Raw genomic sequence first — 23,630 nt, 5'->3', positions numbered from 1 at the left:
TAACTTGTTTGTTTATTGTTTGTTTGGTTTAAATCCCTCTATAGCATACTCTAAGGATATGCATGTATCACTTGTAGCATTTGAGCAGCAGAAGGGTGAAGGTGATGGTATGCTACAGAGTATACTTAACACCTTGAGTAGCATGAATGTTAAGGTTGATATCCTCAGCAATATAGAGCAGTCAAGATGCTCAATAGACTCTGATCTAGTGCTTGTGATGGGAGGGGATAAAGGTATACTCCAGTACTTCCACAAACTTGCAGTTGACTCTCCTCCAGTATTGGGCATATACGAGGAGGACTCTACTGGCTTCCTTGCACAGGTTGATGTAAGGGATATTGCAAAGGTTATGGGCATGATCTCATCAAACAGATATAGGGTTGAGGAGGTTACAAGGTTAGCAGTTAGGGTAGATGGGATGGAGATGGAACCAGTGCTCAACGATGTTGCACTCTTCCCATCAAAGAGCGCTACCCTTATGGAGTATAGGCTAAGGATAAATGGAGATGATGTATGGCATGATAAGAGCGATGGTGTGATAATCTCAACACCAATAGGCTCAACAGCATACAGCATGTCAGCAGGAGGGCCTATGGTGCTTAGGAGTGCTAGGGTATTCTTGATAGTGCCAGTGAACTCTATGGACGTGACTAGGAGACCTTTAATAGTTAATGATGATGTTGAGATAGAGGTTAGTGATATAATAAGCAGGTATAGGTGTGAGGTTATACTTGATGGGGGTAGGAGGGTTACAATAAGGAGGGCACTGAACTGCTACAAGTATCCTTACCCTGCAAGGTTTGTTAGGCTTGAAGGTTATACTCCAGCATCCCTTCTAGCAAAGAAGGTGAAGTTGGCTGAGGATATGCTTGGTATGCCACCAAGTGCAAAACTTGTTCTCAAGACGCTAGAGTATGAAGGACCAATGAGCCAGAGAGACCTTATAGCAAGGACCATGCTCCCAGCAAGGACGCTAAGATTAGCATTGAACCATCTCATCCAGAAGGGTTATGTTAGGAGGAGAGCATCGCTTAGAGATGCGAGGCAGAAGATATATGAGTTGAGGGTATAAACACGGCATTATCATCCTATATCATCTACCTTCCATCTATATCTTACATCCTGCCTTCCTTCCTCCTCTCCTTCCCATCAACTCTCTTCCTTCTCCTTCTTCTTAATTCTCTACTTACTTGCTCTTTCTTACTCTCACCCTCTGTTTAGGCTTGGATACGCTATCAGGCTGATCTCCTCTCTTATACTTTACAGCAGCATCAACAAATGCTAGGAATGCCTCCTCTGGTCTTCCTGGTCTACTTGTGAACTCTGCATGGTACTGAACAGCAAAGTAGAACCTCTTATCTGGCAACTCTAGCATCTCCATCCTCCTTGCACCATCACTCCAGCCAGAGAAGACCATGCCATGCTTCTCAAGTATATCCTTGTACTCGGTGTTGAGTTCGTATCTATGCCTATGCCTCTTCCATATCTTATTGCTCTTGTATATCCTGTATGCTAAGGTATCATCCTTAACCTCTATCTCATGCAGTCCTAGCCTCATCGTACCTCCAAGGTTAACTACATCCCTCTGCTCTGGAAGGAGATGGACTACTGGATGCCTTGCATGTTCATCCAACTCTGTAGAGTTTGCACCATCTAGCATGCATACACTCCTTGCAAATGCAACTATAGCAAGTTGGAAGCCGAAGCATATGCCAAGGTAAGGTATATCCTTAAGCCTTGCATAATCTGCAGTTCTTATTATGCCTTCACTCCCCCTCTTCCCAAACCCTCCAGGCACAAGGATGCCAGAGTAATCATCCAACATGCTTATACTCTTGCTATCCTGCTCGAACAACTCAGCATCTATATGGTCTATCTTTACCTTATAGCCTAGCATTGCACCAGCATGGCTTAGCGCTTGGTTAACGCTAACATAACTATCAGCCAATTTTACATACTTGCCTACCATGGCTATCCTTACCTCATCATTTAGATTCCTGTATGAGTCGATAACATGCCTCCATGAGCCCCAACTGAACTTATGAGCATCTATGTTAAGCCTCAACCTATCCTTGATCCTCTCAACTATACCCTGTTGATGGAGTACTTCAGGTACCTCATATATAGAGTCAACATCATGGCATGATACAACATCATGCATGCTAACGTTTGCAAATAAGGCTATCTTGCTCTTTATACTTGAATCTAACATAACCTTACTCCTCACTGCTATTATATCTGGCTGTATCCCTATCCTCCTCAACTCCTGTACGCTATGCTGCGTTGGCTTCGTCTTCACTTCCCCAACAACATCAAGCAATGGTGCAAGTGTGACATGCACAAAGAGCACGTTCTCTGAACCCTCCTCAAGCCTTATCTGCCTCATAGCCTCAAGGAATGGTAAACTCTCTATATCCCCTACTGTACCTCCACACTCAACCACAAGTACATCAAGGTCATGCTTTGCTGCTAAACCCCTTATCCTAGACTTTATCTCATCTGTAACATGGGGTATTATCTGTACACACTGCCCAAGGTACTCACCCTTCCTCTCCCTCTCTATTACTGTAGAGTATACCTTGCCTGTTGTTATGTTATGCTCCCTGCTTAGGTTCATGTCTAGGAAGCGCTCATATGCCCCAATATCCATATCGCACTCCCCTCCATCATCTGTTACAAATACCTCTCCATGTATCATTGGGTTCATGGTTCCAGCATCAACGTTAAGGTAAGGGTCTATCTTCATGCATGATACCTTCAGGTTGTATAGTTGGAGGAGTTTTGCTATGGATGCTGTAACAACACCCTTGCCTAGGCCAGACATGACTCCGCCTGTAACGAATATGTACTTGCTCTTCTTGTTAGTAATGTCTATAGTGGTGTTATTATCTATTGCAGATCTTTTATCCAGCATAAGGTTCCACTCCTGAAACCATTTTTAACCGTTTTTGTTAGGCATTTTTACTATTGCAGTAGTTATCTATGGATCATCCAGAGTTGTATAGTAATAATATATACAACAAGTAACATCTAGAATTGATATATAATTATGATAATTATAGAATCTAGTCCATATATTATATAGAAAGATTTTTCGTACATTGATGCGCTCAACATTATAATCACTAGTAAAGCAGATGCAAGAAGAATAGAAGATATAACATTCTATCATATGGTACTACCAAAAGAAGGAGGGGCTTCAACATATATGCTATATATCAAAATTTATAAGAACATACTTTATGTGAATATCGAACTGCCCTTCTGGAATGGAAAAGAATGAGCATAATAAGTAGGCTCGTGAATGAGTTTGGCATAGCCAAAAATCTACCTTGGCGAGAGGGTTTCAATATAGATATAGGCTATGAATTAGGCATAACATATTTTTTATCTTTAATCATTCATGGAGTCAAAGATGGTGCTTTGTTACAACTACGAATGAAATGTGCATGAGATGCGAATATAAGCATAGAGTATGCATCATAAATTTAATATGGTTTATAACGCTGTCTAACGTTAATAGATGACTATCCAGGAGTTATAAACAAAGCACAATCTAGCATATTAGTAATTTAACAGTCAATCTATGTAGTAGATTATCTTCTTCTAAACCACCAATATATTACTCCTGCACTAACTACCAGACCAGTTATACCTGCATATGTTATCATGTGAATTATAACTGTATCAATCTTGGCTGTAGATATAGTACTTGTAAAGGCAATAGTACTATCATCATCGTTAGCATAAACTATGGTGCTGAACTCTGCATTGTTATCAGGGCTACCTCCTATCTCCTCAAACCTTATAATTATTGGTCCAGGTTCAGAGAATACAAAGTATTTTACATCGCTACCTCTCTCAGAGTACCCAAGGGATCTATATATCTCCTTTCCATTCTGATACAGTACAAAATAGTATTTGAGTAGATGCTGCTTTATTGTACCACTAACATCAAAAAAGTCGTTTATGAATGCTATACTCTCCCCTGTCTTTATAACAGGAGGTGCCCATGCTACACCAACATGGTACTTCCTATCTGATGTTATGGTCATTACAGGCAGTGTAAGCCTGTTACCGTTAGCATCGTGAGGATAGTCAGGTATGCGCTGCTCAACTACTACAGACCCTATCATCCATGGATGGATGGTACAGAAGTATGTGAATGTACCAGGTTCATCGAATTTATATGACCATCTCTCACCTCTCTCTATTAATCCGCTATCGAACTTTCCATCTGCTACGCCTAACTTGCCAGTTATACCTTCGTATCTACTGACACCTTTCCCGCTAGTAACAGTATGAGTAACTGTATCATTATTAATCCATGTAACAGTATCTCCAACAGTTATCCTAAGGTTAGTTGGTATATACCATTCTATAGGTCTGGGAAACTGGGGATCGAATGATGGATCTCCTGCATTCCTAGGTATCTCAACTATTGCCCCATCAGCATACACAGCAGGAATATATACCATTGCCGTTACTATAGTTATCACTAGGTAGATTACTATATTTGGAAGTATCATAATATTACAATAACTTTTACTATAACCCTTAATATAAGCGTATTTGTTTAACGGTATAAAGACACCATCATAATCCCATATACTTTGTTTTTATTGCACCCACTTACTAGCCAAGTGATTAATTCATTAGTTAAATACACACTCTTGCTCTCCTGTCTATACGAGCTTCCAAGGATAACTTGCTTACAAGCCTTAGGGTATGGTTAGAAGAGAAGGTATCAATCAACATCTTATGTTTTATTGCCTAACTCAAGAATGTAGTTTCAGGCACCGTAAACCAATTAAATTTACTGGCGGATTATTCTTCATCGTTACCTGTATTAGCATCTATATTACGTATTTTATAGTTATACAACGAAATTGTTTGATCATTAATTGTAATTATCATATAGTGTTATGCTAACCTTTTCGTTGCCTGTTTCAGTTCATATGCAAGTTGTCTAATACCTTTAAGCATACCATCTTTATCATTATTACCCTTTTCTATTATATTTATGAACGCACTCCCAACTACTATGGCATCTGCACCAGCATCTATCATTAGCCTAACATGCTCCTTCCTACTTATCCCAAAGCCTACTGCTAGAGGCACCCTACCCATCATCAACCCCTTAACCCTCCTTATGGCATTTGTTGTGTACTCATAGAACCTATCCCTCTCCCCAGTCGTGCCATAGACAGATACAAGGTAGAGGAAGCCCTTGCTTACACCTGCTATCATATTAATCCTCTCATCACTTGTATTTGGTGCAACGAGGAAGATTAGATCCATGCCATGTATATGTGCAACCCTTATCACATCATCAGCCTCCTCATAGGTTAGATCTGGTACTATAAGCCCATCTATTCCATGCTCTCTTGCCATTGACATGAACCTCTCAACCCCTAGCCTGTAGACTATGTTGTAGTATGTCATGGCAACTAGAGGTGTATTAGATGCATCCTTGATCCTCCTTGCAATATCGAATGCCTTACGTGGGGTTATACCATTGCTTAATGCTATGTATGATGCTCTCTGTATTGTAGGCCCATCTGCTATTGGATCTGAGAATGGTATACCTATCTCAAGTATATCAACACCCCCATCGATCATTGCAAGGGCAAGATCAAGGCATGTATGCTCATCTGGATACCCTGCAACCATGTATCCTATCAGGGCATATTCTCCTCTTGCCATAACCTCCCTAAGCCTTACATCTATTGGGTTCTCCTTCCTACTACTGTTGTTGTTACTACTTCTGCTACTACTGCTACTGCTCATGGCTCAATGACCTCTCCTCTAGATAACGCTTGACAACCTCAACATCCTTATCCCCCCTTCCAGATACTGTAATGATTATGCTTGCATCATTACCATACTCTCTTGCCATCCTCATAGCATATGCAACTGCATGTGCTGCCTCCAATGCTGGTATTATCCCCTCATATTTAGCAAGTTTCATGAACGCATCTACAGCCTCATCATCTGTAACGCTAACGTACTTGACCCTATCTATGCTCTTAAGGAATGCATGCTCTGGTCCAACCCCTGGATAATCTAGACCTGCTGCTATGCTATGCGTATCCATTATCTGCCCATCCTCATCTTGGAGTAGATAGGTTAGCATACCATGAAGTACACCTTCAGAGCCAGCACAGAGTGTTGCTGAATGCTCCTTACTTGTAATACCATGGCCACCAGCCTCAACACCGTAGAGGTCAACCTTACTATCAAGGAACTCATAGAATGTGCCCATGGCATTGCTACCTCCCCCAACACATGCAACTATGGCATCTGGCATGCCTCCAATCATGCTTATACACTGCTTCCTTATCTCTCTGCCTATAACGCTCTGAAAGTCCCTAACCATCATTGGATATGGATGGGGACCAACTACAGAGCCTAGCAGGTAGTAAGTGTTTCTCACATTTGTTATCCAATCCCTTAACGCTTCATTGATAGCATCCTTCAGTGTTTGAGAGCCTGAATAGACCCTGTTAACCTTTGCACCTAGCAACTCCATCCTGAATACATTGAGCCTCTGCCTCTCAGCATCCTTTGCACCCATGTATATCTCACACCTAAGCCCTAGAGCAGCACAAGCCATCGCAGTTGCAACACCATGCTGCCCTGCCCCAGTCTCAGCAATCACACGCTCCTTGCCCATGCGCTTTGCTAGTAATGCTTGTCCTATGGTATTGTTTATCTTATGTGCTCCACCATGCAATAGATCCTCCCTCTTCAAGTATATCCCTGCCCCTCCAACTGCATCACTTAGGTTCTTTGCATGGTATAGTTGGGTTGGTCTACCAGCGTAGTGCTTTAGATAATACTCAAGATCCTTCTTAAAGTCCTTATCATCCCTTGCATCCATGTATGCCTTCTCCAGTTCCTCAAGTGCAGGTATGAGCGTCTCTGGCACATACCTGCCTCCAAACCTACCAAACTTGCCATCGATTGGGTAGTGCTTGAGCCTCATGCCATAACAAGTTCCCTTACCTTGTTTTTAATGTTATCACTAGCCATTATAGATGTGCCTATCAGGAATGCATCAACCTTATACTGCTTAAGGTACCTTATATGCTCTACACTACTTATCCCGCTCTCACTTATTATAGGCTTATTAGTAGTAGCCTTATTATTATTATCATGCTTGGCTAGTATCCTTGCTGTATTGCTTACATCAACATTCATGCTCTTTAGATCTCTGTTGTTTATGCCTATTATATCAGCAGTGCTCTTTAATGCTTGATCAAACTCATCCTCATCATGCACCTCTAGGATAACCTCTAACCCATAAGCATGAGCCCTATCTATCATACGCTCAAGGGTATCATCTGCAAGCCCTTCAGTATATATGGATGAGATGAGTAGTATGCAATCTGCTCCTGCTCTATACGCAGCATCTACCTGCTCTCTACTCACGATTATATCCTTCATGAGCAATGGCACATCTACAGCAACCCTTACGTTCATAAGGTACTCTATAGAACCATTGAAGTAGTTTGGTTGTGTTAGAACAGATAATGCCATAGCACCAGCATCAACCATATCCCTAGCAAGGGTCTGAGGGCTAGTGTAATCCCTTATCCTACCCATGCTTGGGGATGCAAACTTTACCTCTGCTATTATGGCATTCTTGCCACTCCTCTTGCATGATAGTATTGCATCACGCATGCTTATTATCCTATGATGTATTGTGAACCCAAATTCATAATGCCCTGATCTTACTGCACTCCTTGCTGCATCTACAAGCCTCTCAAGATACCCATGCTCTTCCTCCTCCTTTTCTTCTATTCCTCCCTCCCCTCCATCCATTCTCTTCCCCTTCATCCACATCACCACTCAACCATCATCATCCACAATCCTCATCCATAATCATTACCTTGAGCATACCTAATGCTTCCTTGCAATCATATCCTCAACCTCATCAAGCCTCTCTATACTACCACATGCTCCTATAAGTTCTCTTAACCTCTTGTATGCCCTCCCATCCATAACACTTGCCTTAGCAACCTCTATACCCTCCTTGAATGATGGTGCCTTCCTTCCTACTATAAGGGCTGCTGCAGCATTGAGGAGTACAGCATCTATAACCTCCTTCCTTGCACTACCCTTCAGCACATCAAGGAATATGCCAGCAGCCTCATCCCTGCTCCTAACCATGAGGTCATCCTTCCTTGCAGTGCTCAATCCAAGTGTCTTGGGGTCTAAATCTACATTTATACTACCAGCATCATGCCTATACCAGAGTATCCTATTGATGCATGTGTTGGATAACTCATCCATACCATCTATAGCATGAACAACCATGAACTCCTCCCTTCCAGCATGTATTAGCATACCTGCAACCTTATCCATTATGGTGGGGGAGTATACACCTACCACTTGAGCCCTTGGTAGTGCAGGGTTGCATAGAGGACCTACGATGTTGAATGCAGTCCTTATCCCCATCTCCCTCCTAACACCTGCTACCCTGCTCATCGCTGGATGGAATCTAGGTGCAAATATGAACCCTATGCCTATATGCTCTATGCACTCCTCAACCTTCTCTGGCTTTGTATCGAGGTTGTAGCCTAGGTACTCAAGTATATCTGCACTCCCACTCATGCTTGATACTGCCCTATTTCCATGCTTTGCAACCTTTATGCCAGAGGCAGATGCTATGAATGCTGCTGCTGTGCTTATGTTGAACGTTCCAGCATTATCCCCTCCAGTGCCAGATGTATCTATAACATATCCATCAACCCTAACCTTGATAGCATGCTTGAGCATGACATCAAGCATAGCATTCAACTCATCAATGCTCTCACCCTTCATCCTCAATGCTGTAAAGAGCGCTGCGATGAGTACATCACTAGCCTCTCCAGCAAGTATGGATTCCATACATGCACACATCTCCTCATAGGTAAGGCTCTGCATATCAAGTACCTTCCTTAAAGCATCTCTAACGCTCATACCAATTCCCTTCTTTTCTTGCCTCTTAATCCCTCCCTACTTTAACTTATTCCTCTTCCTCTCTTCTCCCTCTCTTCCTTCATTCTCCTCATAGCCATCATCTTCACCCCTCCTACACATCCATCAATCCATTCACCCATCTATCTATCTCTTCACCATTGAGATGAAGTTGATCATTATAATATCACCGCTCTTTGTAAGTATAGACTCTGGATGGAACTGTACACCAAACAGCATATGCTCCTTGTGCCTTACACCCATTACCTCATCATCATCCAAGGCATACGCTGTAACCTCAAGGGATGGGGGTATGGTGCTTGGATCTGCTACAAGTGAATGGTATCTAGTTGCTTTGAACGGGTTATCAATACTTTGGAAGAGATCCTTTGAATTATGGCTTATCATGCTTGTCTTGCCATGTCTAGGTGTCTTTGCCCTAACAACCTTCCCTCCAAATAGATGCACTATACCTTGATGCCCCAAGCATACACCAAGTATAGGCAACTTATCATACATGTTGAGTATAACATCTGCAGATACACCAAAGTCCCTCCTGTTTGCTGGATGACCTGGACCAGGGGATATGATTATTGCGTCTGGATCAAGCATGAGTATCTCTCCAAGGGTTATCTTATCATTCCTGAAGACTAGAGGCTCTATACCAATATTCATAACGTTAGCCATACTCCCTATCTGCTGTGCAAGGTTGTATGTGAATGAGTCGTAGTTATCTATTATGATTATCCTCATACTGCATTAACCCTCCTTAATGCTTCTAGCAGTGCATTTGCCTTGTGCTCAGTCTCAGCCCACTCATTCTCTGCCCTAGAGTCAGCAACTATCCCTGCTCCAGACTGAACATACGCACGTCCATTACTTATGAACATAGATCTTATTGCTATAGCAAAGTCACAGTTACCATTAGATGAGAAGTAGCCCACTGCTCCAGCATAAGGTCCCCTTGCTGTAGGCTCAAGCTCATCTATTATCTCCATTGCTCTAACCTTTGGTGCACCAGATACAGTACCAGCAGGGAATACTGCTCTGAATGCCTCATAAGCATCGCAATCATCCCTTAGCATACCTGTAACATGACTTACCATATGCTGAACATGGCTGAACCTCTTCACAACCATCAACTCATCAACCTTAACAGTACCCCATCTACACACCCTGCCAAGATCGTTCCTTGCTAGGTCAACAAGCATGGTATGTTCAGCCAACTCCTTCTCATCCCTAAGCATCTCATCCCTAAGCCTTGTATTCTCTTGCTCATCCCCTTCAACTATCCTCCTTGTACCTGCTATTGGGAATGTCTCTACAAGATTGCCAGTAACCCTAACAAGCATCTCTGGACTTGAGCCTACTATGCACCTCTCCCCAACCTTAAGGTAGTACATGTACGGTGAAGGGTTTATGCTCCTAAGCATGGAGTAGAATGGTATGGGATGACCTTTAACCCTGAACTCAAACCTCTTTGAGAGCACAACTTGGTATATGTCGCCAGAGTAGATGTACTCCTTTGCCCTCTCAACCATGCTAATGAACCTCTCTTTACTCATGTTCCTTATAGGCTTGCTGCTACTAAACCCCTGCCCATCATCATACTCATTAGCATCAACAACAGCAGCAGTAGCAGAAGAGCCTCCTCCAGCATCAAGATACCTTAGCAGATCCATATGCTCTCTTGCATCACCTATGCAGAAGTAGTAAACGCTCCTGTTTATATGATCAAATACCATGCCATCCTTGTATATGCAGAACTCCATATGTGGATAGCCGTGAAGCATTCTAGATTCTAGCCTCTCCCAGTACCTTATAGCATCATAGCATACATAACCTACAGCACCACCAGCATACCTGAACCTTTTATCCTTAACCTTTGGTAGAATACTCCTCAAGTATGCTAGTGTATCTACCTCCTCAAGCTTGTAAGACTCCTTACTACCATTAAGATGGTCTATGTAGAGTCTAGACATATCAGAGTATACCCTTGCATATGGCTCAAAACCTATTATGGAGACCTCTGCCATCTCCCTAGGTCCAGTGAGTGACTCTAATAGGAATGCATTCTCATATGAGCCATGTATGAATCTGAAGATATCGAATGGAGGAAGGGCGGTATTTACTCTCTTCACATTTATAGTATCAGTTACTCCAAAGGTATCCACCCATATCCATACTCTTCATGCATTGTATAAAAACTTTATGGTAAAATTATGTTGTGATCTGAGATAAAGATCTCGCCCTCTTCATACAATACCAAAAATGTACGTTATAAAATGAATATGCTAGTCATTTATTTCACTTATCTCCAGTTATGTAGAGCATATCCTTACTTCATCGCATCGATCCTCTCAACTATGCTCTCTACCATCTCCTTATAATGTCCATGCTTATCATGCATGACCTCATGCTCAACCCTCTCATAGCCTTTGTTAAGTTCGTTGCTCTTGCTTGAAAGTAACATATCTGCTATGTTGAAGAGTATGTTATTCTCCTTGAAGATGTGGTGCTGCATGAGCATTATATACTCCTCTATACCTGCTATAACTCCATCTAGAGATGATGAGCCTTGCTTATGTCTTGTAAGTGCATCCTCTATCTTTGCCAATATCTCTCTACCTTGCCTATGTTCTCTAAGCATCACTGCTATAGGCCCTTCATCCTTTGGCATACCTGCAGCGTTGAGTGCTGGGAAGAGTACATCTTCCTCCTTGCCATGGTGGCATCTATCTGTGAAGTTCTTAGCAAAGTCTATGGTATCATAGATAACCTCCAACGGCACATCTTTGCCTTGTCTGAGCAGCATCCTCAATGTATCCATGGCATTAAGAACCTGCATTATAACCTCATGGTCCCTCCTCAACTCATATGTAGCGCTCATATACCAGCCTATGCCTGATATCTTAATATTCATTGCTTGTTATAGTACATTCCTTTGTTTAACATAACTGTTAATTATCATGTTAGTAAACCTTATAATCAAGCGATTCAAGGAAGAAGGTAGGATAAAAGTTTATAGTAAGATTTAAATATAACTATCTTGTATAGTTATGTTGAATATAAGATTTATGGTGAGCAAGATGGTGGTAGATAGAACACTGTTATCAGATAAGTGCCCAAGGTGTGGAAAGGGACCATTGGTTACAGATAATGCAACAGGTGAGATGTTCTGTGGTAACTGTGGGTATGTTGTATCTGAGCGTATAGAGGAGTTAGGCCCTGAGTGGAGGGCATTCAGCAAGGAGGAGCATGAGGATAGGAGTAGAACAGGTATACCAACTAGCCTAGCAATGCATGATATGGGCTTAGCAACTGTTATAGGCCCAATAGACAAGGATGCCTCTGGCAAGCCATTATCAACTGCAATAAGGAGCACTATAGAGAGGTTAAGGACATGGGATAGTAGGAGCCAAGTGCATGAGCCATTGGATAGGAACTTCAGGCAGGCATTCTCAGAACTTGATAGGTTAAAGGATAAGCTTGCTGTTGGTGAAAGCGTAATAGAAAAGGCTGCATACATATACAGGAAGGCATTAGAGAAAGGGTTAGTTAGGGGAAGGAGCATATCTGCACTTGTAGCAGCAGCACTCTATGCTGCATGTAGGGATACTGAGACCCCTAGAACCTTGAAGGATATAGCAAATGCAAGCAACATAAAGAAGAAGGATATAGCAAGATGCTATAGGTTGCTTATAAGGGAGTTGGATCTGCAGATGCCTGTAGTAGATCCTATCAAGTGTGTTAGCAGGATAGCAAGCAAGGCAGGGTTATCTGAGAAGACAAAGAGAACTGCTATAGAGATACTGAAGAGGGCTGAAGAAGCAAAGATATCTGCAGGGAAGGACCCAATGGGTTTAGCAGCAGCAGCACTATACGTAGCATGTGTCATGCATGGAGAGAATAAGACACAGAAGGATGTTGCTGAAGCAGCAGGGGTTACAGAGGTAACTATAAGGAATAGGTACAAGGGTCTAAAGCTGGCCCTTAAGCTCTAATTTTTTAATTAATTCGCCCCTTTCTTTTATATTCAATTCTATCTCTCCAGCTAGGAATGATAGTTCTTTAATCTCGTTCTCATTTATCTCTGTACCCTTTATGCTAGCAATGTGGTTGTTGAGCAACTTTAGGTTGGAGGTCATCTCATTATCTATATTTATGAGTGCTGCAAGTATAGCCTTATCTACACTCCCATTCTCTGCTATCACATGCTCATATGCCCTTGCTATACCCTTAACATCATGTAGTATACGCTGCAGAGTACTCTGCACATCCCCCAACCTATCATCTTTGCTATTGCGTATGATCTCATCCAATCCCTTTATACAATCTTCTAGGTTAGCCCTTGTGTACTGCATTATATACCTACTAACTTCCCTCATCTCAGTGCTACTGCACTTCCCATTATTAAGAGATTTTTGCAAGATTGTAGCAATTTTTATGATATTGTTTGAGTTATAAGCAGATTTTTTGTAGTTGGTATCCATACCTTTGTCCATCTATACTATAGAGGATAGTTGCCCCTTAAATACATTATTCATGGCAATGTGGTGAAATACACATGCCTACCTATCACTACTCACTTGTCTGCATTACCCTCCTTGCTGCTATCCTCTCAAGCCTCTCAAGGTTGAATGCAGAGCCAAACTCCTTGAGCACTGATAGGTAGATGCTAACCTCCTCATCACTCATGTACTGGAATTGGTACTCTCCCTCATATGGACTAGGCTTGCCTATACGCTCTATGAACTCTATATGCATGAATGGATCACCATGCCTTATCGTTATTGGCTTCCTTTCATTGTTAAGGTTAACTACCTCAAGCACTATCCTTCCTACAAAACCACTATGGACCTTTGCTGCATTAAGGAATGATAAGCCAAGCCTACCATATCTGCTCTTTGCTGTAAGGTGCGCTACGTAGTTTGGTGGTGTGAATACAACCTCGTAAGAGATGACGTTCTTATGCTCTAGGTAGTTTAGTGTAACATCATCCTTAACTGTAAGTATGTAACCATCCCCATCAAGTAACATGGGGTTGAATGGGTGTATACACTTGTATCGCTCTATCAGCCTTGTTAGTTCATCCTTGCCTATCACTGCCATGCTTAATCAACCCCTTCCCCTTCTCCTATACGTACATTACCCAGCACCTTAATCAACTTTGACAACCTGCTCTAGAATGATTTGCTAGCACTCGTACTTATTTATTGGCTCTTAAAGTATGCTCTCAACCTAAGCGAGATAGCAACTATACCATTGGATACAAGTACCAACTCCAGCATGTTGAGCATGGCATCTGAGCCAAATGCATCTCCAGCAAATAGGTAGGTTAGAGGAAGGTAGTTTGCTGCCCAGTGTGCTATAACTGCTGCATGTAATCCATACCTGTAGTATAACCATCCAAGTATTATGCCTCCAAGTGTAGCCTGTGTAACCTTGCCGTAACTCCAGCCAGTACTGAAGAGTACATGTGCTAACCCAAATAGCAAAGCACTTGCAACTATGAGTAGATGGATGCTCTTACCATGCCTACTAAGATGCTCATATGGTCTCCATAGTACGTTTAGAAGTGTAGAGCCTTGCCTTGCTAGGAAGAGGTATGCTGGAACTCCTATGAGTATCATTCTGAAGCCCAACTCCTCCCTTAGTGGTGCAGTTGTTGCATCAACGAAGTGCTTAAGCCTATCCTCATACTCAATAGAGCCCATCTCTATACCAAGCATATTCTGTAGTAGATCTATTGCTATGGATGATGCAACTAGTATGGAGAACCATGCTATCGTTGTTATTAGATAGTTGCTACTACTATTGATGCTGTTGTTACTGCTACTACTGCTATAACCATCATCTCCTTTGCGTACCAACCTTAGTATAGCACTAAGCATATTCTTTGGTGAGAGCAGGAGTAGTGTGAAGAGCAGTAGATATGTGCACCAGAGCAGTATGAATAGATCCCCAATGCTTATGCTAGCCTGAATCTGAATTGGTAATGGTACTAGCATGTAGAACCCATCCAGAGGTTCCCTATACCCTGAGCCCATGCTTGTATGGAATACAAGGTATGCCCCCAATGGATAGGATGCAATCATCATGGCTGATATAAGCAGAGTTAAGGCAGCATGGATGAATAGCAGTACCCTCCATGCTATGGATATGCCAACTCCATCGCTCTTGTTATGCCTGCTATTGCTCCTTCTATCCTCTTGCATGTTATCTAACTTCTATAGAGGACTCGTTGAACCCTAGTTCAATAAGATACTTCTTAACCTGCTCCCTATGGTCTCCTTGGAGCATAACATAACCATCCTTTGCTGTCCCCCCACACGCCAACCTGCTCTTAAGATGCTTCACTATCTTATCTATATCGCCTAGATCGCCTATACCCTCTATCATCGTTATATCCTTGTTGAACCTCCTCTTCTCCAACCTTACCACTATCTTGCTCTCTTCCTTCTCCAACTCTCCACAGGCACACAGATCCTGTGGAAGTCCACATCTCTTACATATAACAGACATCTGATGTAAGAATTTAATATGTACTCATTATTAAGCCTTGCTAGGCAGGTAGGCAAGCAAACAAGCATGTTAGGAAGCATGGTCATTGCTTTTATTTGGGTGAGTGGAGAGGATACCTGTTGAGCAAGGATAGCATGAAGGCAGCTGCAGAGATGCTAAGGAAGGGAGGTACCCTTGTTAAGGAGGCTTGCAGCAAGTGTAGAGGTGTGCAGGTGAAGTACTCTGGCAGGTTGATATGCATAAACTGTGGTAGTGAGACTGTGCTTGAAGAGGCTAGGACAGGGTCATTACAGGATCTAAGGAGTGTTATAATAGCAAAGGTTAACAGTACAGCAAGGATGCTTGAGCAAGAGAATGATATAGCAAGGCAGATGGAGATTGCAAGGCTACTCCTCTACTACCTTGAGATACTTGCAAAAGTAAGCGAAGAGAAGGGCAAGGAGGAGAGGGAGGAGGAAGAGGAAGGGAAGAGAGGAGAAAGGAAGGAGGTTAAGGAGAGGGAGGAGAAGGAGGAAGAATAGGAAAGGAGGAATGGTTAGAGCAAGGGAGGTAGTAGATGATGAGCAATGATATCAATATAACATAATAACACCATCTATCAATAATGCAAGAGTATATACCAATTAGTAAGGTATTTATCCTTAGACTGTGGATGGATTATAGACATGAGTGTTAGGAAGAGTAAGAAGGGTGCACCACTACCAGCATCCAGTGCTGGGCTCTTAAGGTTCTTCGAGGATGAGACTAAAGGCATAAAGGTTAGGCCAGAGATAGTCTTTGCTGTAGCATCAGGGCTTATAGGCATATCCATACTCATAAAGATCCTCTTCCCAATATAGAGTAGATAGATACGATGATGGATAGATGGATTCTGTAAGCAGAATACATAGGAGGTTCTCACTCACACTAATCAACCCCTCATCGCATAAAACCTCCCTTCTCATATCATTAGCATGCATAAGTGTAATAGCATACACCGTTGATGCAGATCTCCTACTCATCCCTATAGCGCTGGGCATAGCATTACTCCTCTTCAGGATAGATTACCTACTCCTCAAAGATCATCCAGTTGCAAAGTTGAGCAAGGTTTATCATACAAATGCATTTGCATTCATGCTCTGGCTTGCAGTCCTAATACTAAGCATACTTCTTGTTGCAATGCTTGGTAATCATGATACCCTTCTAATTGAGGGTATGGTATTTGCAGTAGCACTTAGATTATGCATATTCACATCAGTATTTGGCTCATCGCTAAAGAGATCAGCGCTTATAGCACCAATAACCCCTATGGCAATGCTACTCCTGCTCCTGCCATATGATGCTATCATTCAGATGTTGGATACTCCAACCCTAGCAACAAGCATGGCAGTTATAGGCATAGCAGTTGTATGGTGTATTATGGCAGATAGGAGTGGGAGGCCAAGGGTTGAGAGTACGTTCAGGTTACTTCAGGCTTACCTACTTGCCTGGACTGAGAGAGATGCTAGGCTCATGGAGTCTATAATGGCTAGCAAGGCAGAGCAGTCAACTGTGAGCACAAAGATACTTGCATTCAGGAGGGAGCATGATGATGCTCATGCCATTGGTAGATCATCCAAATCAGACTCTATGTATGATATGCTCATGCTACCAGATGTCCATCCTGGTCCGTTCTACCCAGTTGGAGGTAGCAATCTCCCCTACGATATACATGCTAGATACACTGCTACAGTTGCAGTTATGCATGGTATATCTGATCACTCATCAAACCTACCATCTAGAGATGAGGTGGAGAGGTTCATTGACTCACTTGCAGAGTATAGTATAGTTGAGCAAGGCAGTACATGCACAGCATCTGTAGAGGTTCAGGTAAATAATGCAAGGGTAACAGGGATAGCGTTTGGTAGGGTAGCGTTATTGCTACTCTCATCAGCAAGAGGCATGGATGATCTACCTAAGAGCATTAGGGATGAGGTTGAGCATTACGCATTTGAGCATGGATTCAAGGATCTGCTCATAGTTGATGCTCATAACTGCATGGGAGATGATTTGAGTAGTGAGGAGATCAATGATATGATAGATGCATGTAAGAGAACTTTAAATGCATTAACGGAAATGGGACAGCATAGGTTCAGGGTTGGTGTAGCAAGGGCATGGCATGAGAGCGATGATATTGGTCCTGCTGGCATGAGCGCTATTGCAGTGCTTATTGTTGATGGTAGTAGCAATAGCAATAGTAATAGCAGCAGTAATGGTAGTAGCAGTAATCATAACGGTTTGCTTATACTATGGGTTGATGCAAACAATGCTGTTAAGGGTTTGAGTGCATATCTAGAGCAGAGCATAAGAAGAGAAGTAGTAGCATCAAACAACTCTAACTTGTATGTGATGCTATGTACATCAGATACCCATTACACATCTGGCAAGGCAAGGAACAGGATGGGCTACTTCCCCCTTGGTAGTGTAACCAATAGAGATGAACTAAGATCAATGCTGGTTAGTTTAAGCAAGGATGCGCTAGCATCTGCAACAGATGCAGTGTATGAAGCAAGAGTATCTAGAACGTTAGTAAAGATAATGGGAGATGAGCAGTTCAGTAACTACTCGTATGCATTAGATAGAGCAATGAGTATAACTAAGGCATCTATAACTGCTAGCATTCTGGTATTCATTGTGATGATGCTCTCAACGTTCCTAACCTTCTAACTCCAACCTCCTAACCACATTCAAGTCATCTATGATGGAGTAGAGTTCGTTCAGGAACTCTCTAAACCTTGTTATTGGAACTATAGGTACACCATCAATTAAGGATGGAGTATCGTTAAGTACAACTACCGCTGGTATAGCATCATCAACATCCATTCTCTCAGCAATGAATGCCCTTGCTCTGATAACCTGCTTCTCACAAACCCTTGCAAGTTCTGATGTACTTATGTAATGCCAATGCTTACAGTCAATCAATAATGCTGTATTCCTGTAATCAACATACTTTAAACCAACAACATCAACCTCCATCATGGTTCTAGAACCTCTCACTAGTCCTAGCCTTGCTCTAACCCTTACATTCCTTGCTGTAGAGTAGCCATTAGCCTCAAGTATCTCTGCTGCAAGCATCTCAAAGTCCTTCCAGTGTAGCACCCTTGCTACCTCATCCATGCTAGCATTAAGCCTCATTGCAAGTACTACAGCATTTATCTTATCCATATGTGTGAATCTAACGTATCCTTCACCCTCCATGCTACCTATACCATTGCTTACAAGTTCATTAAGCATAGCATTACATACGCTTATGCTTATACCTGTTTGTGATGATAGTTCATCCATGCTGATTAGTCCATCCATGTATGGTATAATTCTGAGTAAGAGTAACCTGCTTATACCCATGCTATAGCAATATTTATTTGCTCTTACTCTATAAAGATAACGTGATGGCAGATAAGAGGATAAAAGACTCATATCCAAAGATTAGGGTAGTGGTTGTTGTTGCATCATTAATTGCATTACTACTTGTACCATTACCATCGCCATCACATGTGTATGCGCAACAACAGAAGGGTCCATATCTAGATGAGGTACAGTTCATACACTATCTGGATGAGAATGTTGCTACAAATGAGGTTAGAGCAAGGAATCTAGACACATACTTCTGGAGGCTCCCATTGGATCTTGTGCAAAGCCTTAAGGATGATCCTAACATAACGATATACGATGCCCCTGGAGGATCATTGAGCCTGCTCCTAAACCCAGCACCAGCATCAGATGCACTCAATCCATTCTCTATAAGGGAGGTTAGGTATGCAATGAACTACCTCATCGATAGAGATCTCATAGTTAATGAAGTACTCAAGGGATTTGGTGCACCAATGTACTCTGCATTTGGCCAATTCGATCCAGATTACATAGTACTCATAGATGTTATAGAGTCGTTTGGATTCAAGTACAACCGAACTCTAGCAGATGAGATGGTAAGCAAAGCACTGACTGATGCTGGAGCAGCAAAGAGAGCAGATGGCAAATGGTACTACAATGACAAACCTATACAGGTTAAGTTCTTCATAAGGGGTGATGATCCTAGGAGGAAGACACTAGGAGAGATAATAGCAACTGATCTAGAGAGGTTGGGCTTCACCGTTGAGAGGATATATGGGGATCTTAACAAAGCATTCAACGAAGTATATGGCTCAGATCCTAAGGAGTTGAGATGGCATCTATACACTGAAGGCTGGGGAAGATCAGCATTCACAAGATACGATGCATCTCTAGCAGCACAGATGTATGCTCCATGGTTTGCAAATATGCCTGGTTTCCAGAATAATGCATTTTGGAACTATGAGAATAAGGAGTTGGATGATCTTACTGAGAGAATATTCACTGGCAAGTATGCATCCAAGGATGAGAGGGACTCATTGCTAAGGAGGAGTGTAGAGTTAGGTGTTAAAGAATCTGTAAGGATATTCATAGCAAGTACAATAGATCCATACATAGTGCGTAAGGGTGTTGATGGTATGGTTCAGGACTTTGGTGCAGGGATAACTGGTAGGTTCAGCCTAATCAATGCAAAGACAGAGACAGGTGTAATGAAGGTTGGGATGAAACAGATATATCAAGGCTCATGGAATCCAGTTGGAGGACTTAGAGATTGGTACTCAACCAGAATATCTAGTGCAATAGTAGATCCAGCAACATTCTTCAATCCATACACAGGTGATGTTATACCTGTTAGAGCAACATGGAATGTTGATACTAGAGGCCCAGATGACAAGTTGGATGTTCCAGCAGATGCAATAGTATGGGATGCATATACTGAGCAGTGGAAGCAGGTTGGTGATGATGTCAAGGCAAAAAGTAAGGTAACGTTTGATCTGAAGTATAGCAAGTGGCATCATGGCATAATGATGGATAAGAATGATATCCTATATGCAATATACTTCCTCTTCGAGTGGGGCACAAAGGAGAGTGATGATGATCCAACATATGATCCAGAGTATACAGCAACTGCAGAGAAGTTTGTAAATACGTTAAAGGGTATAAGGTTTGTAGATGATGATACAGTAGAGGTTTATGTTGATTACTGGCACTTTGATCCAAACTACATAGCAGATTATGCAGGTGTATGGGCTACTATGCCTTGGGAGGTTTATGCTGCAATGGAGAAGGCTGTAATCGATGGTAAGGCAGCATTCTCTAGATCCCAAGCAAATGCAAAGAACATACCATGGCTCTCTCTGATAATTGCTGATGATGCTAACCTTGTGAAGGATGCTCTAACACAGTTCAGATCATCAAATCTAATACCTAATGCACTTAAGGGTATGGTAAGCGTTAGTGATGCTAATGCTAGATACAATGCATCTATAGGATGGATAGATAGTAAGAGGCATGCAATGATAAGCAATGGACCATTCTACCTTGAGAGTTACAACCCTGAAGCAAGGACCATAGTTATAAAGGCGTTCAGGGATGCAACCTATCCATTTGAGAAAGGGCACTGGGATATGTTCAAGCAGCCAATGCTTGCAAAGATAGCAAGTGTAAATGCACCATTAACCATAGAGCGAGGCAAGAGTGTTGATATAACTGGTAGTGTGAGAATAGAGGGTAGTACTAGTGTTGATCTCAGCAAAGATGTTGATATATACTACTTCCTGAAGGATGTAAACGGTAGTGTTGTTATAGATGGGCATATAAAACCAGCAAGAGATGGTAGGTTTGAGATAAGGCTTGAAGGCAATGATACTGGCAGGTTATCTAAAGGCACCAATGAGTTGAAGGTATTTGCAGTAAGCAGCCTTGCATTAAGGCCAGATATATATACAACAAGCATAATAGGTATAGGAGAGTTCACTGGTAGCATAAAGTTAACATCTACAAGCACAACTGGCAAGTATAAGGTTATGATAGATTGGTATCCATCAGATGTAGGCAAGGAATCACGGTTCGTTGTATCCATAATGGATGATAAAGGCAATATTCTTGATGATGTTAGATACGATGTTGTACTTGCTATTAATGGAGATCAGTTAAGTAATACGTTAAGGAAGAACGTTACAGGAACTCAGAGTTACATACTTGATGCTCAAGGCAACTATACTCTAATAATAGATAACATAAATGGAGAAGATGAAAAGGCAGAGGTTGCATTCACATATGTGCCAGAGTTCCCACTCGCCTATACAACATTGTTAATTGCAGTTATTGTCATGCTTGCACTAATCTTACTACCCTTACTACTACCATCACCATTCAAGCGCTTATCATATGCAGGGAGTACTGCTACTACAGCACATAATTAATCATATACCATCAGGATTAAATTTACTTATTATTTTCAGAGTACTATCATCCAGCTTAACCACATACACCATGGTATCCTGCGTATTCATTGTAGATAATGCTTCTAGGAGTGCTACCTTATCCCTGCTACGCTCATAACCTCCAGTATCCTTAACGCACAAGGGGAACCTGTTCATCCTAACATTATTCTTGATGAGATGGTTTATGAATGCTCTATACCCTTCCACATCCTTCCACTCCTTACCCTTCTCAGTGCACAATGCTATCCATACATCAACCGTATTCTGGAATATAGCCTTCCTCCTTAACTCTTCAAGCATGTGATGAGTTGTTAGATACAAGATTTAATGTTTTATCTTAAGGCAGGAATAGCCCATTGCCTCTGTAGAGGCTTAGGGCCTTCATCTCATACTCGAACGAGAGTTGGAATAACTCATTAGACTTCTTCAACTCCTCCTCATCCTTGCTAGCAAGATAATTCTTAAAGTGCTCATTGCTCTTATACTCATACTCTAAAGACTTTACATTGTACTCATGTGCCTCCTTGTATATATCGGGGACGTTGAGGCTCTTCATGGTATCTATGATCCTCTGCTGGTTCATCATAACACTATCAATTATATCTATCATGTTAGCATCGTCTATCAAACCCTTCTCCCAGAGGGCATACTCGTTATTGTAATGCTCGGTTATCTGCTTAGCCTCAGCATTCAGCCTCTGTATGGCTATAACATAGTTCTCCTGCCTGCTCCTCTCAGCATAGATGAGTAGGCTTACTACAACTATTGCTGCTACAACACCAACAAGTATTATAAGTGCTGCCATCTTAGGGCTTATACCCTTCCCAATCCTGCTCCTTGTCTTACTCATAGGAGTAACTGCAAGGTAGTTAAATATGTGCCTTTGTGATTGTGTAAAAAATAATTATTTATCAAGACAGTCCATATCATCATAGCAAGTATAATATGATATAATCAACATATTAATGAGAAGATAGGCTGTATACAATTATAACTTGTAACAGGAAGAACCTTTGCATCATTATATCAAGCCCTTAATGCTAGCCTAAGGAAGATATCCTTGCTCTCCTCCCTTATAAGTTCGTTAACTGATGCATCATCAGCATACTCATACTCAAGACCTCTAACTATAGCTACTGGCACTCCTTTACTCTTGCCCATGACTAGTTCTGCTGCAGATGCAATCTCATCTGCTACTGCTATACTTGTTACCCTCAACTCCTTTCCATACATATCCCTCAAACCCCTATAATCAATCAAAGGCTTAACCCCTGCTATACCTACAGCCACATTAACCTGCCCCTCCCTGAATGGTCTCCCAAATGTATCTGAGATTATCACTGCTATCCTCTTGCCAGTAGCCTTCATCAGCCCATCCCTTATCCTCCTTGCAGATACATCTGGATCTAGTGGTAGCATGGTAAGGCTCTCACCCTCAACATTTGAACCATCAACCGCTGAATTTGCACATACAAACCCATGCCTTGTCTGTGTTATTATCACCCCATCCTTTATAGCAACTACCTTCCTAGCCTCTCTAAGTATAACCTCAACAACTCTAGGATCTTTACAATGCTCCCTTGCAATCTCTACTGCACGCTCCGATGGTATAACATCTGATAGATCAATAACCCTGCCCTCTGCCTTGGAGACTATCTTCTGTGTAACTACTACAACATCCCCATCCTCAAGTGAGAGTCCATTAACCTTTAGGGAATCAAGTATCAAAGATGCAAGATCACATCCTTCAGCAACATTTGGATCACTAACTGCAACAGGTATTACCTCTATCCTGCTCATACCACCAATAATCTCCTATAGCATTTAATAAATAGCACTTTATCTTAT

23 protein-coding genes are annotated in these 23,630 nt (G+C 41.9%); 6 read left to right on the top strand and 17 right to left on the bottom strand.

What is annotated here, in order from left to right:
- Window positions 1–58: 58 nt before the first annotated feature.
- Window positions 59–1,072, top strand: a complete 1,014-nt coding sequence (locus CRG89_RS05460) for a MarR family transcriptional regulator (RefSeq protein WP_197706719.1) — start codon at window positions 59–61, stop codon at window positions 1,070–1,072.
- A gap of 114 nt (window positions 1,073–1,186) precedes the next feature.
- On the opposite strand, the gene CRG89_RS05455 is transcribed toward CRG89_RS05460, so the two are convergent.
- The 9 genes from CRG89_RS05455 to CRG89_RS05415 form a co-directional block, all read right to left on the bottom strand.
- Window positions 1,187–2,914 carry a CTP synthase gene (locus CRG89_RS05455; protein ID WP_103287294.1) on the bottom strand — a complete coding sequence of 576 codons (1,728 nt, stop codon included), beginning with the start codon at window positions 2,912–2,914 and terminating at the stop codon, window positions 1,187–1,189.
- Between the two features lie 682 nt (window positions 2,915–3,596).
- Entirely contained in the window at window positions 3,597–4,529 is a 933-nt protein-coding gene (locus tag CRG89_RS05450; protein ID WP_103287293.1) for a cupredoxin domain-containing protein, read from the bottom strand.
- Window positions 4,530–4,923: 394 nt separating this feature from the next.
- Window positions 4,924–5,790 carry a tryptophan synthase subunit alpha gene (gene trpA, locus CRG89_RS05445; protein ID WP_103287292.1) on the bottom strand — a complete coding sequence of 289 codons (867 nt, stop codon included), beginning with the start codon at window positions 5,788–5,790 and terminating at the stop codon, window positions 4,924–4,926.
- On the bottom strand, window positions 5,780–6,988 hold the full coding sequence (gene trpB / locus CRG89_RS05440; RefSeq protein WP_103287291.1) for a tryptophan synthase subunit beta: 1,209 nt from the start codon (window positions 6,986–6,988) through the stop codon (window positions 5,780–5,782). The genes trpA and trpB overlap by 11 nt, the downstream gene beginning before the upstream one ends.
- Window positions 6,985–7,842: an indole-3-glycerol-phosphate synthase gene (locus CRG89_RS05435; protein ID WP_158648741.1), complete on the bottom strand. Its 858-nt coding sequence runs from the start codon at window positions 7,840–7,842 to the stop codon at window positions 6,985–6,987. The genes trpB and CRG89_RS05435 overlap by 4 nt, the downstream gene beginning before the upstream one ends.
- Before the next feature lie 63 nt (window positions 7,843–7,905).
- Entirely contained in the window at window positions 7,906–8,967 is a 1,062-nt protein-coding gene (trpD, locus tag CRG89_RS05430) for an anthranilate phosphoribosyltransferase (RefSeq protein WP_103287289.1), read from the bottom strand.
- A gap of 144 nt (window positions 8,968–9,111) precedes the next feature.
- On the bottom strand, window positions 9,112–9,717 hold the full coding sequence (locus CRG89_RS05425) for an anthranilate synthase component II (RefSeq protein WP_103287288.1): 606 nt from the start codon (window positions 9,715–9,717) through the stop codon (window positions 9,112–9,114).
- Window positions 9,714–11,138 carry an anthranilate synthase component I family protein gene (locus CRG89_RS05420; protein ID WP_197706720.1) on the bottom strand — a complete coding sequence of 475 codons (1,425 nt, stop codon included), beginning with the start codon at window positions 11,136–11,138 and terminating at the stop codon, window positions 9,714–9,716. Before CRG89_RS05420 ends, CRG89_RS05425 begins: the two co-directional genes overlap by 4 nt.
- Before the next feature lie 164 nt (window positions 11,139–11,302).
- Window positions 11,303–11,854, bottom strand: a complete 552-nt coding sequence (locus CRG89_RS05415) for a hemerythrin domain-containing protein (protein ID WP_158648740.1) — start codon at window positions 11,852–11,854, stop codon at window positions 11,303–11,305.
- A gap of 199 nt (window positions 11,855–12,053) precedes the next feature.
- Here CRG89_RS05415 and CRG89_RS05410 point away from each other — a divergent pair, with 199 nt between their 5' ends.
- A complete protein-coding gene (locus CRG89_RS05410; RefSeq protein WP_174672473.1) occupies window positions 12,054–12,968 on the top strand; it encodes a transcription initiation factor IIB in 915 nt (304 codons plus the stop codon).
- Here CRG89_RS05410 and CRG89_RS05405 read toward each other — a convergent pair.
- The 4 genes from CRG89_RS05405 to yciH all read right to left on the bottom strand — a co-directional run bounded on the left by CRG89_RS05405 (window position 12,945) and on the right by yciH (window position 15,489).
- Window positions 12,945–13,352: a hypothetical protein gene (locus tag CRG89_RS05405; RefSeq protein ID WP_148695167.1), complete on the bottom strand. Its 408-nt coding sequence runs from the start codon at window positions 13,350–13,352 to the stop codon at window positions 12,945–12,947. The two genes, CRG89_RS05410 and CRG89_RS05405, sit on opposite strands and share 24 nt — an antisense overlap.
- Before the next feature lie 193 nt (window positions 13,353–13,545).
- The gene (locus CRG89_RS05400) at window positions 13,546–14,076 is read right to left on the bottom strand and encodes a dCTP deaminase domain-containing protein (RefSeq protein WP_103287284.1); all 531 of its coding nucleotides are present in this window, start codon (window positions 14,074–14,076) and stop codon (window positions 13,546–13,548) included.
- Window positions 14,077–14,177: 101 nt separating this feature from the next.
- Window positions 14,178–15,182, bottom strand: a complete 1,005-nt coding sequence (locus tag CRG89_RS05395) for a CPBP family intramembrane glutamic endopeptidase (protein ID WP_103287283.1) — start codon at window positions 15,180–15,182, stop codon at window positions 14,178–14,180.
- A gap of 1 nt (window position 15,183) precedes the next feature.
- Entirely contained in the window at window positions 15,184–15,489 is a 306-nt protein-coding gene (yciH, locus tag CRG89_RS05390) for a stress response translation initiation inhibitor YciH (RefSeq protein WP_103287282.1), read from the bottom strand.
- A 95-nt stretch (window positions 15,490–15,584) separates the two neighbouring features.
- On the opposite strand from yciH, the gene CRG89_RS05385 reads away from it, so the two are divergent.
- The 3 genes from CRG89_RS05385 (at window position 15,585) to CRG89_RS05375 (ending at window position 18,174) form a co-directional block, all read left to right on the top strand.
- Window positions 15,585–16,010: an Sjogren's syndrome/scleroderma autoantigen 1 family protein gene (locus tag CRG89_RS05385; RefSeq protein WP_103287281.1), complete on the top strand. Its 426-nt coding sequence runs from the start codon at window positions 15,585–15,587 to the stop codon at window positions 16,008–16,010.
- A 144-nt stretch (window positions 16,011–16,154) separates the two neighbouring features.
- Entirely contained in the window at window positions 16,155–16,328 is a 174-nt protein-coding gene (locus tag CRG89_RS05380) for a preprotein translocase subunit Sec61beta (protein WP_103287280.1), read from the top strand.
- A 25-nt stretch (window positions 16,329–16,353) separates the two neighbouring features.
- A complete protein-coding gene (locus CRG89_RS05375; RefSeq protein ID WP_103287279.1) occupies window positions 16,354–18,174 on the top strand; it encodes a DUF2070 family protein in 1,821 nt (606 codons plus the stop codon).
- Here the strand turns inward: CRG89_RS05375 and CRG89_RS05370 are convergent.
- Window positions 18,163–18,852, bottom strand: a complete 690-nt coding sequence (locus tag CRG89_RS05370) for a winged helix-turn-helix domain-containing protein (protein WP_158648739.1) — start codon at window positions 18,850–18,852, stop codon at window positions 18,163–18,165. The two genes, CRG89_RS05375 and CRG89_RS05370, sit on opposite strands and share 12 nt — an antisense overlap.
- Before the next feature lie 44 nt (window positions 18,853–18,896).
- Between CRG89_RS05370 and CRG89_RS05365 the strand changes: the two genes are divergently transcribed.
- Window positions 18,897–21,761: an ABC transporter substrate-binding protein gene (locus CRG89_RS05365; protein WP_103287277.1), complete on the top strand. Its 2,865-nt coding sequence runs from the start codon at window positions 18,897–18,899 to the stop codon at window positions 21,759–21,761.
- Here CRG89_RS05365 and CRG89_RS05360 read toward each other — a convergent pair whose 3' ends face one another.
- From CRG89_RS05360 to cofE, 3 genes are all read right to left on the bottom strand, one after another.
- Window positions 21,762–22,082, bottom strand: a complete 321-nt coding sequence (locus CRG89_RS05360; RefSeq protein ID WP_103287276.1) for a hypothetical protein — start codon at window positions 22,080–22,082, stop codon at window positions 21,762–21,764.
- 37 nt (window positions 22,083–22,119) lie between these two features.
- Window positions 22,120–22,632, bottom strand: coding sequence for a hypothetical protein (locus CRG89_RS05355; RefSeq protein ID WP_103287275.1), 513 nt, complete (start codon window positions 22,630–22,632; stop codon window positions 22,120–22,122).
- Window positions 22,633–22,808: 176 nt separating this feature from the next.
- Window positions 22,809–23,582 carry a coenzyme F420-0:L-glutamate ligase gene (gene cofE / locus CRG89_RS05350; RefSeq protein WP_172437513.1) on the bottom strand — a complete coding sequence of 258 codons (774 nt, stop codon included), beginning with the start codon at window positions 23,580–23,582 and terminating at the stop codon, window positions 22,809–22,811.
- Between the last annotated feature and the right edge of the window lie 48 nt (window positions 23,583–23,630).

This window comes from Candidatus Nitrosocaldus islandicus (assembly GCF_002906215.1).
Taxonomy (GTDB): Archaea; Thermoproteota; Nitrososphaeria; order Nitrososphaerales; family Nitrosocaldaceae; genus Nitrosocaldus; species Nitrosocaldus cavascurensis.
The sequence above is the reverse complement of the archived record's forward strand: the minus strand, read 5'-3'. Positions and strand labels throughout refer to the sequence as shown.